The sequence below is a fragment of the Vibrio tapetis subsp. tapetis genome (assembly GCF_900233005.1).
In the GTDB taxonomy this organism is placed as follows: Bacteria; Pseudomonadota; Gammaproteobacteria; order Enterobacterales; family Vibrionaceae; genus Vibrio; species Vibrio tapetis.
This window is the reverse complement of sequence record NZ_LT960611.1, coordinates 2,805,426-2,818,720: the sequence shown is the minus strand read 5'-3', so window position 1 is coordinate 2,818,720 and position 13,295 is coordinate 2,805,426. Positions and strand designations below refer to the sequence as shown.

14 protein-coding genes are annotated in these 13,295 nt (G+C 43.8%); 11 read left to right on the top strand and 3 right to left on the bottom strand.

Going from position 1 to position 13,295, the window contains the following annotated elements:
• Nucleotides 1-21: 21 nt before the first annotated feature.
• From mlaF to VTAP4600_RS12485, 8 genes are all read left to right on the top strand, one after another.
• Nucleotides 22-825, top strand: a complete 804-nt coding sequence (gene mlaF, locus VTAP4600_RS12520; protein ID WP_102523096.1) for a phospholipid ABC transporter ATP-binding protein MlaF — start codon at nucleotides 22-24, stop codon at nucleotides 823-825.
• Nucleotides 815-1,609 (top strand): lipid asymmetry maintenance ABC transporter permease subunit MlaE, encoded by a 795-nt coding sequence (mlaE, locus tag VTAP4600_RS12515; RefSeq protein ID WP_102523095.1) that lies wholly within the window; start codon nucleotides 815-817, stop codon nucleotides 1,607-1,609. The genes mlaF and mlaE overlap by 11 nt, the downstream gene beginning before the upstream one ends.
• A 2-nt stretch (nucleotides 1,610-1,611) precedes the next feature.
• Entirely contained in the window at nucleotides 1,612-2,103 is a 492-nt protein-coding gene (gene mlaD / locus VTAP4600_RS12510; RefSeq protein ID WP_102523094.1) for an outer membrane lipid asymmetry maintenance protein MlaD, read from the top strand.
• Nucleotides 2,103-2,750, top strand: coding sequence for an MlaC/ttg2D family ABC transporter substrate-binding protein (locus VTAP4600_RS12505; protein ID WP_102523093.1), 648 nt, complete (start codon nucleotides 2,103-2,105; stop codon nucleotides 2,748-2,750). Before mlaD ends, VTAP4600_RS12505 begins: the two co-directional genes overlap by 1 nt.
• Before the next feature lies 1 nt (nucleotide 2,751).
• Nucleotides 2,752-3,060, top strand: a complete 309-nt coding sequence (locus tag VTAP4600_RS12500) for an STAS domain-containing protein (protein WP_102523092.1) — start codon at nucleotides 2,752-2,754, stop codon at nucleotides 3,058-3,060.
• A 13-nt stretch (nucleotides 3,061-3,073) separates the two neighbouring features.
• The gene (gene ibaG, locus VTAP4600_RS12495; RefSeq protein WP_102523091.1) at nucleotides 3,074-3,328 is read left to right on the top strand and encodes a BolA family iron metabolism protein IbaG; all 255 of its coding nucleotides are present in this window, start codon (nucleotides 3,074-3,076) and stop codon (nucleotides 3,326-3,328) included.
• Between the two features lie 9 nt (nucleotides 3,329-3,337).
• Nucleotides 3,338-4,603, top strand: a complete 1,266-nt coding sequence (gene murA, locus VTAP4600_RS12490) for a UDP-N-acetylglucosamine 1-carboxyvinyltransferase (RefSeq protein WP_102523090.1) — start codon at nucleotides 3,338-3,340, stop codon at nucleotides 4,601-4,603.
• A 71-nt stretch (nucleotides 4,604-4,674) separates the two neighbouring features.
• Nucleotides 4,675-5,406: a 1-acylglycerol-3-phosphate O-acyltransferase gene (locus VTAP4600_RS12485; RefSeq protein WP_102523089.1), complete on the top strand. Its 732-nt coding sequence runs from the start codon at nucleotides 4,675-4,677 to the stop codon at nucleotides 5,404-5,406.
• 73 nt (nucleotides 5,407-5,479) lie between these two features.
• Here VTAP4600_RS12485 and VTAP4600_RS12480 read toward each other — a convergent pair whose 3' ends face one another.
• Both VTAP4600_RS12480 and VTAP4600_RS12475 read right to left on the bottom strand, forming a co-directional pair.
• Complete coding sequence (locus VTAP4600_RS12480; RefSeq protein ID WP_102523088.1) at nucleotides 5,480-5,869, bottom strand: RidA family protein; 390 nt, start codon at nucleotides 5,867-5,869, stop codon at nucleotides 5,480-5,482.
• A gap of 73 nt (nucleotides 5,870-5,942) precedes the next feature.
• Nucleotides 5,943-6,494 carry a YtfJ family protein gene (locus VTAP4600_RS12475; RefSeq protein ID WP_102523087.1) on the bottom strand — a complete coding sequence of 184 codons (552 nt, stop codon included), beginning with the start codon at nucleotides 6,492-6,494 and terminating at the stop codon, nucleotides 5,943-5,945.
• A gap of 208 nt (nucleotides 6,495-6,702) precedes the next feature.
• On the opposite strand from VTAP4600_RS12475, the gene VTAP4600_RS12470 reads away from it, so the two are divergent.
• Nucleotides 6,703-6,912 carry a DUF1107 family protein gene (locus VTAP4600_RS12470; RefSeq protein ID WP_102523086.1) on the top strand — a complete coding sequence of 70 codons (210 nt, stop codon included), beginning with the start codon at nucleotides 6,703-6,705 and terminating at the stop codon, nucleotides 6,910-6,912.
• 1 nt (nucleotide 6,913) lies between these two features.
• Here VTAP4600_RS12470 and msrA read toward each other — a convergent pair whose 3' ends face one another.
• Nucleotides 6,914-7,546, bottom strand: a complete 633-nt coding sequence (gene msrA, locus VTAP4600_RS12465) for a peptide-methionine (S)-S-oxide reductase MsrA (protein ID WP_102523984.1) — start codon at nucleotides 7,544-7,546, stop codon at nucleotides 6,914-6,916.
• Nucleotides 7,547-7,738: 192 nt separating this feature from the next.
• Here msrA and tamA point away from each other — a divergent pair, with 192 nt between their 5' ends.
• Both tamA and tamB read left to right on the top strand, forming a co-directional pair.
• On the top strand, nucleotides 7,739-9,457 hold the full coding sequence (tamA, locus tag VTAP4600_RS12460) for an autotransporter assembly complex protein TamA (RefSeq protein WP_102523085.1): 1,719 nt from the start codon (nucleotides 7,739-7,741) through the stop codon (nucleotides 9,455-9,457).
• On the top strand, nucleotides 9,454-13,230 hold the full coding sequence (tamB, locus tag VTAP4600_RS12455) for an autotransporter assembly complex protein TamB (protein ID WP_102523084.1): 3,777 nt from the start codon (nucleotides 9,454-9,456) through the stop codon (nucleotides 13,228-13,230). The genes tamA and tamB overlap by 4 nt, the downstream gene beginning before the upstream one ends.
• Nucleotides 13,231-13,295 lie beyond the last annotated feature (65 nt).

Here is a 13,295-nt window from a genome sequence, read left to right as displayed (position 1 = left end):
TTGTAGATATCTTGGAGTTCTATGTCGACAAAGGATTCGGTCATTATTCGAAATTTATCTTTCTCTCGTGGAGACAGAGTAATTTTTGACGACATTGATTTAGACATTCCTCGTGGAAAAATCACAGCGATCATGGGGCCATCAGGTATCGGTAAAACGACTCTGTTGCGTTTGATCGGTGGTCAAATAGCGCCTGAGTCTGGCGAGATCCAATTTGAACAATGGAATATACCGTCTTTAAGCCGCAAAGAACTATACCAAGCTCGTAAAAAAATGAGTATGTTGTTTCAGTCGGGTGCCCTGTTTACGGACATTAACGTATTCGAGAACGTCGCTTTTCCACTAAGAGAGCACACGGAACTTTCTGAAGAACTTATCCGCACCATTGTCTTGTTGAAACTTGAGGCCGTGGGGTTACGTGGCGCTGCAGCGTTGATGCCGAGCGAACTATCAGGTGGCATGGCTAGAAGAGCTGCTTTGGCTCGTGCAATCGCGCTCGATCCAGAATTGATCATGTACGATGAACCTTTTGTGGGGCAAGATCCTATTACGATGGGGGTTCTCGTTGAATTAATCAGTAACTTAAACAAGGCACTTGGCTTGACGTCAATAGTGGTTTCTCATGACGTTCCGGAAGTGATGAGTATTGCTGATAAAGTGTATTTGTTGGCTGATGGGAAAGTCATTGCTTACGGCTCTCCTAGTGAGCTTACTAATAACCCGGCAGAAGACGTTCAGCAGTTCTTACGTGGATTTGCGGATGGCCCGGTGCCATTTAGCTTCCCAGCAAAAAGCTTACAAGAGGACTTGTTTGATGAACGCTAATTCAGTCTTGGATTATGTGGCAAGTATAGGTAGCCGCACGATATCGTTGTGCCGCTCTTGGGGCCGAGCATCAATGATGTTATTTGGTGCGCTGGCTTCAAAGCCTCAACCCATTAAAAATTTTCCACTTTTACTTAAGCAGTTGTACAGCGTGGGTGTTCAGTCAATGGTTATCATTGTACTGTCAGGTTTGTTTATTGGTATGGTATTAAGCCTTCAGGGCTATGTCGTGCTGGTGGATTTCGGTGCTGAAGGCGCTCTAGGGCAAATGGTCGCGCTCTCTTTGCTACGAGAATTAGGCCCAGTGGTTACAGCCTTATTGTTTGCAGGTCGCGCGGGTTCAGCATTAACCGCAGAAATAGGCTTGATGAAAGCAACAGAACAACTGTCGAGTTTAGAAATGATGGCCGTTGACCCTCTTAAACGAATAATAGCACCTCGTTTTTGGGCCGGCTTTATCTCGATGCCATTGCTAACCATGATATTTATGGCGGTAGGCATTTGGGGCGGGCAACTGGTCGGCGTCGACTGGAAAGGCATTGACCATGGTAGTTTTTGGTCATCAATGCAAGCTTCGGTAGAGTTGGGGCAAGACATAGGCAACAGCTTAATTAAAAGCATGGTGTTTGCTTTGACGGTTACTTGGATTGCTTTATTTAACGGATACGACGCGATCCCTACTTCGGAAGGGATCAGCCGCGCTACAACAAGAACCGTGGTGCACTCTTCTCTCGCTATATTGGCGTTAGACTTTGTACTCACCGCTTTGATGTTTGGGAATTAAACATGCAACAGACACGTAAAACAGAATTACTGGTTGGCGGCTTTGTATTAGCCAGCATTATTGCTGTATTGGTTATGATTATTGAAGTTGCGGATGTTAGGAGTTTCGGTTCTAGTGAAACATACTCGCTCAAAGCTCAATTTGATAATATCGGCAGCCTGAAACCTCGATCTCCCGTTAAAATTGGCGGTGTTGTTGTGGGGCGAGTGAGTGATATTACTTTAGATTTAGAGCAGTACTTACCTGTTGTGACAATAGAGATTGAAACCAAATTCGGACAGTTTCCTGAAACCTCAAGCGCTCAGATCCTCACGTCGGGCTTGATTGGGGAGCAATACATTGGCTTGGTTCCAGGTTTTGTCGATGAAGATATCGATATGTTGGCAAACGGGGACTTTATTGAAGACACTAAATCAGCGCTAGTACTTGAAGATTTGATTGGACAAGTGCTGTATCGAGTTGGCGGTGATGCAACTACATCGGAGGTTCAATAATGGCGACTTTGAAACAGTGGATTTCAACGGCAGTAATTACCATGCTGACCAGCTTTTCTGTGTCTGCAACTGAAGACATTAACAGAACTGAGCCTTATCAAATGATGAAGGCTGTAGCAGATAAAACGTTTACTCGTCTGAAAGAGCAACAGCCCGAAATTAAGCAGAATCCAGATCACTTGAAAGTGATCGTGGAAGAAGAACTGATGCCTTACGTTAACGACCGCTATGCAGCCTTAAAATTGCTGGGGCCAAACTTAAAGAAGGCCAAGAAAGAAGACGTTCGCGTATTTATCGATGCATTTAGGGCTTATCTGGTCACATCTTATGCTCAGGTGCTCACTCAGTATACCGATCAGCAGATCGTATTTTCTCCAGAGCGTGATATTGACCCAGAACGTCGAATTATGTCGATTTCAGTAGAAATTGTTGATAAACCGAATCCCAATATAAAGCTCGACTTTAAGTTGCGTAAAGACAAAAAAACGGCTGAATGGGCTGCATTCGATATGGTTGCTGAAGGCATCAGTTTGCTTTCCAGTAAGCAATCAGAATGGAATGGAAAAATCAGAAAAGATGGCATTCTTGCAGTCAGTAAAGAGCTGCAAAACATTGCTAATCAATCGATTACCGTAAAGGAAAAATAACATGGTGCAACGCCAATGGAATGTGACATCCGAGCATGACGTTCAGCTATCGGGAAGTCTTGATAGAGAAAGCGTGCCAGATTTATGGCGCATCATTCAGGCGTGGCACCCACACACGAACCAAATTAATATTAATTTATCTCAGGTTCAACGTGTTGATTCTGCGGGCATGGTCATGTTGATACATTTATTAGAGCATGCAAAAAAACAAAACTGTCATATAATGTTCAGCTTTGTGCCCGAACAACTGCACACTTTGTGTCGGTTAAGTAATGTAGAATCAATATTGTTAGACCATATAGAAAGCTAGGCAGGGGTTGACCGTGGACAGCGTAGAAGTAAAAAAACTACTAGACGAAGCATTGAATTTAAATGAAGTGCATGTAAAAGGAGAAGGCAGTCATTATGAAGTGATTGCTGTTGATGCTTGTTTTGATGGTATGAATCGCGTTAAGAAACAACAGCTGATTTATGGCCCGCTTATGGCTCACATCCAACGTAATGACATTCACGCTCTTTCTATCAAGGCGTATACGCCGGAAGAGTTGGCTCGTGATAAGAAACTGATGTCTCTATAAGGTTTATTGATGGAAAAGTTTCGAGTAAAAGGTTCTTCTGCCCCTCTGAGTGGCGAAGTCTCAATTTCAGGCGCTAAAAATGCAGCCTTACCTATTTTGTTTGCTGCTATTTTAGCTGAAGAGCCAGTAGAAGTGACCAATGTCCCTAAACTACGTGATATCGACACCACAATGGAGTTGCTAACACGCTTAGGTGCAAAAGTAGAACGAAATGGTTCAGTTCATGTCGATGGACGTGGTATTGATCAATTTTGTGCTCCTTACGATTTAGTAAAAACCATGCGCGCGTCAATATGGGCTTTGGGGCCTTTGGTTGCTCGTTTTGGTAAAGGCCAAGTGTCGCTACCTGGCGGCTGCGCTATTGGTGCGCGTCCGGTCGATTTGCACATTCATGGCTTAGAGCAACTGGGTGCAACCATTACCCTTGAAGAAGGCTACGTGAAAGCGGAAGTTGATGGTCGCTTAAAAGGCGCTCATGTTGTGATGGACAAAGTGAGTGTTGGCGCAACAATTACCGTGATGTGTGCTGCAACACTGGCAGAAGGCAAAACCGTGCTTGATAACGCCGCTCGTGAGCCAGAAATCGTCGATACGGCGGATTTCTTGAATACACTTGGTGCAAAAATCACAGGCGCAGGAACAGACACCATCACGATTGAAGGCGTTGAACGTCTTGGTGGCGGTAAGCACGCCGTGGTCGCTGATCGTATTGAAACGGGTACTTTCCTTGTTGCTGCTGCCGTGTCTGGTGGTAAAGTAGTGTGTCGCAATACCAAAGCCTCTTTGCTTGAAGCGGCACTGGCTAAGCTGGAAGAAGCGGGCGCTTTAATCGAAACCGGTGATGACTGGATCAGCCTAGATATGACGGATCGCAAGCTTAAAGCGGTGTCTATTCGTACTGCTCCGCACCCGGGTTTCCCTACCGACATGCAAGCTCAGTTTACTTTGCTAAACATGATCGCAGAGGGAAGTGGTGTGATTACCGAAACGATCTTCGAAAATCGCTTTATGCACGTACCAGAACTTATGCGTATGGGTGCCAAAGCAGACATTGAAGGTAATACCGTTATCTGCGGTGATACCGAAGGATTAAGTGGCGCTCAAGTGATGGCGACCGACCTACGTGCTTCGGCAAGTTTGGTTATTGCGGGCTGTATTGCTGAAGGTGATACTATCGTAGATCGTATTTATCATATTGATCGTGGCTACGACCGAATTGAAAACAAACTTGCTAAACTCGGCGCAAATATAGAGCGCTTTAGAGAAACAAGTTAATTTGATGACATCATCAAAAGCCGGAATCTTTGGGTTTCGGCTTTTTTGTAATTGAACTGGAATAAAAACAAATGATCGCCTTTTTACGTCTTATCGCTGTAGCGATATTTGCCATCTTGATGTTTGTATTTGGCTGTGGCTATTGCCTATTAAGCCCTCGAAACCCGAAACATGTATTCACTTTTGGTCGTTACTTTGGCTATATGTCACGAGTGTTTGGCATCAAGCTAGAGCTACGAATTCCGGATGATGCTTATGAGCGTGGTCAGCATGTTTATGTGGCTAATCATCAGAACTCTTGGGATCTCTTTACTATTTCATCAGCGGTAACACCAAAAGTAGTAACGGTTGGTAAAAAGAGCCTTATGTGGTTGCCATTGTTCGGTCAGCTGTATTGGATTACGGGGAACATACTGATTGACCGAGCAAATCGTTCAAAAGCAGTAGGCACTATTGGTCAGGTTGTAGAGCAAATCAAAGCAACGGGCGTGTCAGTGTGGATGTTCCCTGAAGGAACACGCTCGCGTGGGCGTGGTTTATTACCATTTAAAACCGGTGCTTTTCATGCGGCTATTGGTGCTGAAGTTCCGGTTATCCCAATTGTTTGCAGTACGACTCAAGATAAAGTGAAATTAAACCGTTGGAATAATGGTCACGTCATCGTTGAAATGTTGCCTCCTGTCAGTGTTGAAGGCTACGGCAAAGAAAATGTTCGTGAGCTAGCGAATGTCTGCCGCGAACAAATGAAAGAGAAACTGGCTGAGCTTGATGCGGAAGTAGAAATTCTTAATCAGAAAAAATAGTGAGATTCTCTTCTATGCCTTAAATAAAAAGGAGTGCTCAGCACTCCTTTTTTTCATCTTTTTGGCCTTTAGCCTATTTACGAACCGCGATAGCTTCGATTTCAATCAGAACGTCTTTTGGTAAGCGAGCTACTTCAACGCAAGAACGTGCTGGGTAGTTAGCAACGTTATGTTCATCAAAGAACGCACCGTACACCTCATTTACCGCGCCAAAATCATTCAAATCTTTTGCAAAAACCGTCATTTTAACGATGTCTGTTACGCTTAGGCCTGAAGACTCGACAACGGCTTTTACGTTAGCTAAAGATTGACGAGCTTGATCTGCAATTGCCTCTGGTACTTCACCAGTCGCAGGATTTACCGGGATTTGGCCTGAAGTCATAACCATGTTGCCAAGGTCAACGCCTTGTACGTATGGGCCAATAGCTGCTGGTGCAGAGTCAGTATGAAGTACTTTAGTCATTTTCTTTTCCATTTATGGGAGGAGAACAAAAGGAGAGCCAATCAGAATCGGCTCTCTAAGGGACAGCCCCAGTTTATAGGCTCGCCTTCACTTTCGCTAGTACATCGGTAATTTCCTGTTCGGTCAACGCGCCTTCTTTAACAAAAAGCACTTTACCCATTTTATCTAACGCAATGATCGCGGAGCTTTCTTCTGCAAGATCCCAAGTATTTGCAACTAAGCCATCTTCATCAACGACGATTGAAGACCATGAGAACTCTTGCTTACTGTCTTCTGCTGAAGATTTTACAAATGATCCTGTTCCCCACATTGAGTCATCTTGATTGATGATAGTGGTTGTTTGGTAGTTATCTGGTGAAAATTTAGCCGCTGTGATCGCAGTCATTAAAGGTGCATTCATTTTTTTTGAGCTTTTACGGCCAGCGATTGCTTGAATGATACGAACCTTGCCATTCAGTTGTTCGCTTTTCCAATCGGTGTAGGCGGTTTTATCACCGTCTAAGATTACTTCGCCATGACTTGCTACCATTACGCTTGGTAGCGAATGTCCAACTTCAATATTGTGCGCCCAGCTCATCATTGGTGCAGCAGTTAGGCTAAGAGCCAATAGAGTTTTTAGTTTCATCATGATATCCGTCTATTTTTGTTGGGTTTTATTTCTAAAGTATCAATAGGGTAGCTCATAATCGAAATTATGTTAGTTCAAAATGGTACTTTTTGGCGTTAATTTTGCTTGAGTATATAAAAAGACAAAGGCTTGACGTTGGTCGTATTATTTCAATGTATGATTCTTCGCTCGAAGTCCTTGATACTTAAGATTAGGCGGAAAAATTATGGAAAGAGTCTTTACGCACTATCATCCACGCCAAGTGGCAAAATTTGTCAAAACGCTATTTTGTGGCTCGTTTATCATTAAAGGGATCGGTGTGTTCTTTTTTGAGAAAGGCAAAGTGATGTTGCCGGATTTAAATAATCGAGAAATGTTATCGATAATGAAAGAAGTCAATCAGACGATTGACTCCTTAAGCCTTGCGGGTATCTAGGCTAACGCTCTGGTGGGAAGCACGCTCCTGTCCCACCGAGACCGCAGTAACCGTTTGGATTTTTTGCTAAATATTGCTGATGATAGTCTTCGGCAAAATAAAATTCAGCGGCGGCTTTAATTTCGGTCGTAATGGCATCGGGCTTTATTTTCGTCAATGCTTGTTGGTAAGCTTGCATACTTGCCGTTGCTATCTCAAATTGAGAGTCATTATAGGTATAAATAGCAGAACGATACTGAGAGCCTCTATCATTACCTTGTTGCAGACCCTGAGTGGGATCGTGATTTTCCCAAAAATGGCGGAGTAATTGTGCAACAGGAAGCACACTAGGATCGAACACAACTTTCACTACTTCTGTGTGGGCCGTATTTCCACTGCATACTTCATCGTAGGTTGGGTTTTTGGTATAACCACCACTGTAGCCAACAGCGGTCGACTGAACCCCGTCTAATTGCCAGAATAAACGTTCAGCGCCCCAGAAACATCCCATGCCAAACAGTATCTGTTGTTGTTCACCTTCGATGGGTGCGATAAGATCGCTTTGATTGATAAAGTGTTTTTCATTCGGAATGATGGCTGTTTCTCTGCCCGCTAATGCTTCTTGCGGTGAAACAATGGTATTTTTATTGAGCATAGTGCCTTTCTTGTTATGATATTGCTTGGTAGAACCCAACTTAGTCGTGTATTTATTGTCATTAGCCGGATGCGAGTTTAGGCTCATCGAGCATTTTTATATAATCGTTAGCTAATGAGGCTAGGTCTCATTTTATATTTTTGCTATGTTAGCGTTACCATCAATACGTGGTTGTATCATATAAGTATCAGCATGTTAAATCTTAGAACTTTTACTCCTTTATTATTCGCATTTGTCCTACTTGCTTCACCTAATGCTCTGGCAACTAAATTAGATGTCACTGGTTTAGAAGGTGCGTTGGCGACAAATGTTGATGCTTATTTGTCTACTATTGATGAGAAAGAATACTCGACCTCATTAAGATTCCAGTCTCGCCTTGAAGAAAACATCATTAACGCACTGAAAGCCTTGGGTTATTACCAGCCAAGGATTGATTTTGTTATTTCTGAAGATCAGCAGACTCTGAATGTTCAAGTTGCCTCTGGGCCGGCAACACGTATAGCCCAGAGCAATATCACGATTATAGGTGAAGCTGAAAGGGATGAAGACTTCCAAGCCCTACTTAGCGCCTCTAAGGTTAAAGTTGGTGAAATTCTTAACCACAGTAACTATGAAGCATTAAAGTCAGGGATCAGTAACTTGGCTTTGCAAAAAGGTTACTTTGAAGGTGAGTTTGTTGAAACTTCGCTGAAAGTTGCGCCAACGCATCAGCAAGCTTTGATTACCATTGTTTACAATAGCGGAATACGATATCACTTTGGTAAGGTTTCTATTGAAGGTAGCCAGATCAATGAAGACAGAGTTCAGTCTTTAGTTCCGTTTGAAGAGAACGACCCTTACTTGGCGACTCAGGTGGGCGAGTTAAATCAAAAGCTTTCTAATACAGAGTGGTTCTCCTCTGTCCATGTTGAGCCCAATTTATCTGGTGTAGGCGAAAGTCGTCAATTACCTATGCGTGTAGTTTTGGCGCCGCAATCTCGAAATCAATTAGAAACCGGTATTGGTTACTCTACTGACATTGGTCCTAAAGCCACATTAACGTGGAAAAAGCCGTGGCTAAACGACCGAGGGCATAGCTTCCGTACCTCTTTATCTATTTCTCAGCCAGAGCAAACCGCCATCGCGAGTTATAAGATTCCGCTAGAAAACGTTCTTGATGAGTACTACGAGATTAAGTACGGGATGAAGAACACCGATAAACAAGATACAAAGAGCTTTGAGAACAACTTGGCTGTAGAACGCCATTGGCAACTAGACTCAGGCTGGCACCGAACCATTTATCTACGTTATCTATTTGAGGATTACACCCAAGCAGATGTCAGTAATCGCTCTAAGATGTTACTGCCTGGTATTTCATTTTCTAGAGTGAGAGTTCGCGGAGGCTCAATGCCGATGTGGGGCGATAAGCAGGTCGTGAAATTTGAAGCGACCGATAAGTTTTTACGCTCTGACGCAGATTTGTTTTTGCTGCAGGGAAGAACGGCATGGATACGCAGTATTGGTAATAATCATCGAGGTTTAGCTCGTATTGATGGTGGCGCTATTTATACCGATGAATTGGATAAAGTCCCGCCTTCGTTACGTTTTTTCGCCGGTGGTGATAACAGCCTACGTGGCTATGGTTACGAATCAATTTCTCCAAAGGGTAGCAATGGCAAGCTCACTGGTGGTCAGTATTTAGTCACTTCCACATTAGAATATCAATATCGAATTGTTGGAGATTGGTGGTTAGCTGCGTTTGTTGATTATGGTGACGCATGGATAGACACTCCAGATTGGAAAATGGGGCGTGGTGTAGGTGTGCGCTGGGCATCGCCAGTTGGGCCTATTCGTTTAGACTTCGCGTGGCCAGATGACGCCAAAGAGTTGGATGACTTTCGTATCCACTTCACTTTGGGGCCTGAGTTATGAGGAAAAGTGTGGCTAAATGGTTGGTTCGGTTGGCGTTAACAGTACCAACCCTAATCCTCATCATCTTATTGATACTTGGCGGGTTACTGTTTACCAATACCGGGCTCAAATTGGCGTTGTGGGGCGCTGGAAAGGCATTGCCGCAGTTAACGGTAACGGAAGCCGAGGGTGCGTTAATGACCGGTTTTCAGTTGTCGGATGTTGCCTTTGTTGACCCTGAGTTGTTTATTGATTTAGCTGCCGAGCAGATTGAATTAAATCTAGACGCGCATTGTTTGCTTACTCCTTCTGTATGCGTCGATCAATTGCGTGTGTCAGGGCTTAAATTTGCACTGACTGGGACTGCAGAAAGTGATACTGCCGCGGAAGAAACCCCACCAGTTACGGAAGTAAGTTTACCGTTACCTGTCGCGATAAAATCTATTTCATTAAACGATATTGATTTAGATATTTTGGGCACAAAGGTTGAGTGGAAACATTTTTCTAGCTCCGTAGCGATGGAATCACGCTACCTTACTTTAGGTAAAACGCTTTGGCAGGATATAGCGCTCAGTTTACCAACTTCAAATGAAGCCGATGCTGAGCAAGTCAATCAAGACACCATTAACGTTGCGACATCTTCATCGTCTGAGCCGACTAACATTGAACTCCCTGAAGTATGGATACCATTGGATGTTGATATTGAGCAAATAGACGTTGAACGCTTCATTTTGCAAGGTGAGAGTCCTGTAAAGGTCAATCACTTAGGGTTGTCTGCAAAGGCGGCCGATCATCATGTCTCCATTCGTTCAGTGTTATTAGACATGCCTGAAATTGACGCGAGCTTAAAAGGAGAGATCGATTTACAGGCGGGTTATCCGCTGGATGTTCAATTAAATGTTGAGTTAAAAGAAGGAGACTTAAATGGTCAAACTCTTGCTTTATCGGCGACTGGCAGTGTTGAGAAACTGGATCTGGATGCACGCTTTGCTGGGGTAGTCGGTGCGTTACTCAAAGGGAACCTTGAGCCACTTAATTCTGATTTACCTTTTGATGCTAAGCTGACAAAAGGCAAGCTCCAGTGGCCACTAAAGGGTAAATCTGACTATCAAGCTCAGATTGAATCTCTGGCATTAAATGGTTCATTGTCTGGCTATGATCTTGATACAAGATTAGCGGCTCAAGGTGCTAAGATCCCTGATTTAGATCTACAATTATCGGGTACTGGTAGCTTGGAATACATTGATCTTAAGTTGCTTAAGTTAGGAGCGCTTGGCGGGAAAATTATAGGGGAAGCAAGCGCTCGCTGGGCTGAGCAGGTGAGCTGGAAGGCCAATATTGGCTTAGAGAATATACAGCCAGGCTTGCAATGGCCGGAACTGCAAGGCGCTGTTAGCGGAAATATCACCACTCATGGGCACTTAACGCCGCAAGGTGGCTGGTATATAGAGCTACCTTTATTGGCTCTTCAAGGAGACTTAAGGGGCTATCCTTTATTGGTCAATGGCGACGTACAAGCGCAAGACCTTGCCGGTAAAGGCGACATTAAGCTTGTGACGGAAAGTCTCAGCATTGCTCATGGCCCTAACACCATTTTTGCTTCTGGCCAGTTAGATAAAACATGGAAGCTTGATCTTGATTTAAACTTTCCTGATTTTGCTAAATCGGTTCCTGAACTGAGCGGGAACATGTTGGGTAATATTCAGGTCAGAGGTGAACTAGAGCAGCCTGATATTAACGTCAATGTTGCGATTAATGATACTCATTGGAATCAAGAAGCAAGTTTGGAGAGCCTGACGCTAGAAGGTCAAGTTCAGCCATTACCCGTGCCCAAAGGAGACGTTACCTTAGCCGCGAAGAATATTTCTTATCAAGATCAAATGATCGACTCGGTTGACTTGATCTTTAACGGGGATGAAAAAAATCATCAGCTAACTCTAGATGTTTTATCCGATATTGTGTCAGCGAGCGTGAAAGTAGCCGGCGCTTTACAGCAAGAACCACACTTACTTTGGTCTGGTGCATTGGAGCGGGCAAAGCTAACATCTGAGCAAGGAACCTGGCAGTTAGACCATTCAACCTCGATTACGTTTGATGGAAAAAACAGTATAGCGAATGTCGATGCTCACTGTTGGCAACAAGACGATTCTAAGATTTGTTTAACCGAAAACATCCAAGCTGGAGAGAGCGGAGAGGTAAATTTGGTTCTGTCCGCCTTTAATTTTGAACAGATCAAAATGTTCTTACCGAAGAATACAGATCTTACCGGCAGCCTCGATGGGCAGGTGTGGGCTAAATGGTCTCCAGATGAGAAGCCGGAAGTGAAGGCTACGATTGATCTGCCCAAAGGCCAGGTGATTCAGAAGTTGGAAAACCCAATTACCTTAGGTTGGGAAAAAATAGCCTTACAAGCTGAGCTTAAAAACAATCAATTGTTTACTCAATGGCTGTTTGATTTAACCGATAACGGTGAAATTCAAGGACAAGCATCAATAGACAAGGTACTGGCTGACGACAGAAGTATCGATGGCCATTTGAAAATAAGCGAAATTAACCTTAATACGATTAAACCACTATTAGGTGAGTTCAGTGAAGTAAGTGCCAATATTCATTCTGATCTGCGTTTTAGCGGACCAGTATTGCATCCTGAGTTATACGGTGATTTTACGATTGATGACTTGGTGGCAAAAGGAGAAGTTACCCCAGTTAATGTCGACTTAGGGACGTTAGTGTTAGCGATTAACGGTTATGGCGCGACATTGAATGCCAATTTAGCCACGCCTGATGGTGTTTTGGATATCACTGGTGACGGTGATTGGGCAGATTTATCGGCTTGGAAGAGCAATGTCCGCATCTTTGCTGAAGAGCTGAATGTCAATTTACCTCCCATGGTTCAGATTAAAGTGAAACCGGACATGATGGTTACGGCGACACCAGAAGAAGTGCGAATAGATGGTGATATAGGGCTTCCATGGGGCCGTATCGATATTCAAGAATTACCAGAGGCTGCTATTGGTGTCTCTTCTGACGAAGTATTACTAGATGAAAACTTTGAGGAAGTAAAAGGCGATAGCGCAATACCAATGAACATTGTGACTAACATTAATATCTCTATCGGTGACGATTTTGAATTGAAAGCGTTCGGTTTGGAGAGTGGATTGAAGGGGAAACTGAAAGTCTCCCAGAAAGACAACAGTCCATATATAGTTGGTGAGGTTAACCTCATTGATGGTACTTACCGATCGTTTGGTCAAGACTTGCAAATTAAGCAAGGTAAGATCTTAATGAATGGTCCTGTAGATCAACCCTACGTATCGATTGAAGCAATACGTAATCCTGAAAACACCCGAGATGGAGTGACGGCTGGTATTAGAGTAACTGGTTCCGCGACGGAACCGACGGTTACGATCTTTTCTGATCCCTCGATGCAGCAGGCAAATGCACTTTCGTATCTGCTAAGAGGCCAGGATATTGATGCAGAAATGGGGGGCAATATGATGACCACGACACTGATTGGCTTGAGTCTTGCCAAGAGCGGTAAAGTGGTTGGAGAGATTGGCCAAGCGTTTGGTGTGCAAGATTTACAGCTTGATACCGCAGGCTCTGGTGATGATTCAAAAGTTACGGTGAGTGGTTATATTTTACCCGGGCTGCAGGTTAAATATGGCATGGGTATATTTAACTCTCTAGGTGAGTTTACCGTTCGATACCGTTTGATGACGGATTTGTATGTTGAAGCGGTATCCGGAGTAACGAGTGCGGTCGATCTGCTGTATCAATTTGAATTTGATTAGGGTGGCGGTTCTACACGATTAACAATAAAGCCCTCCTATGAAGTGAGGGCTTTATTGTTTTTACT

What these genes read in the sequence shown, in the direction of transcription:
- mlaE (WP_102523095.1), top strand. Translation starts at nt 815, where the DNA reads ATGAACGCTAATTCAGTCTTGGATTATGTGGCAAGTATAGGTAGCCGC.
- murA (WP_102523090.1), top strand. Translation starts at nt 3,338, where the DNA reads ATGGAAAAGTTTCGAGTAAAAGGTTCTTCTGCCCCTCTGAGTGGCGAA.
- VTAP4600_RS12485 (WP_102523089.1), top strand. Translation starts at nt 4,675, where the DNA reads ATGATCGCCTTTTTACGTCTTATCGCTGTAGCGATATTTGCCATCTTG.
- VTAP4600_RS12480 (WP_102523088.1), bottom strand. Translation starts at nt 5,869, where the DNA reads ATGACTAAAGTACTTCATACTGACTCTGCACCAGCAGCTATTGGCCCA.
- VTAP4600_RS12505 (WP_102523093.1), top strand. Translation starts at nt 2,103, where the DNA reads ATGGCGACTTTGAAACAGTGGATTTCAACGGCAGTAATTACCATGCTG.
- VTAP4600_RS12475 (WP_102523087.1), bottom strand. Translation starts at nt 6,494, where the DNA reads ATGAAACTAAAAACTCTATTGGCTCTTAGCCTAACTGCTGCACCAATG.
- msrA (WP_102523984.1), bottom strand. Translation starts at nt 7,546, where the DNA reads ATGCTCAATAAAAATACCATTGTTTCACCGCAAGAAGCATTAGCGGGC.
- VTAP4600_RS12470 (WP_102523086.1), top strand. Translation starts at nt 6,703, where the DNA reads ATGGAAAGAGTCTTTACGCACTATCATCCACGCCAAGTGGCAAAATTT.
- tamA (WP_102523085.1), top strand. Translation starts at nt 7,739, where the DNA reads ATGTTAAATCTTAGAACTTTTACTCCTTTATTATTCGCATTTGTCCTA.
- mlaF (WP_102523096.1), top strand. Translation starts at nt 22, where the DNA reads ATGTCGACAAAGGATTCGGTCATTATTCGAAATTTATCTTTCTCTCGT.
- VTAP4600_RS12500 (WP_102523092.1), top strand. Translation starts at nt 2,752, where the DNA reads ATGGTGCAACGCCAATGGAATGTGACATCCGAGCATGACGTTCAGCTA.
- tamB (WP_102523084.1), top strand. Translation starts at nt 9,454, where the DNA reads ATGAGGAAAAGTGTGGCTAAATGGTTGGTTCGGTTGGCGTTAACAGTA.
- mlaD (WP_102523094.1), top strand. Translation starts at nt 1,612, where the DNA reads ATGCAACAGACACGTAAAACAGAATTACTGGTTGGCGGCTTTGTATTA.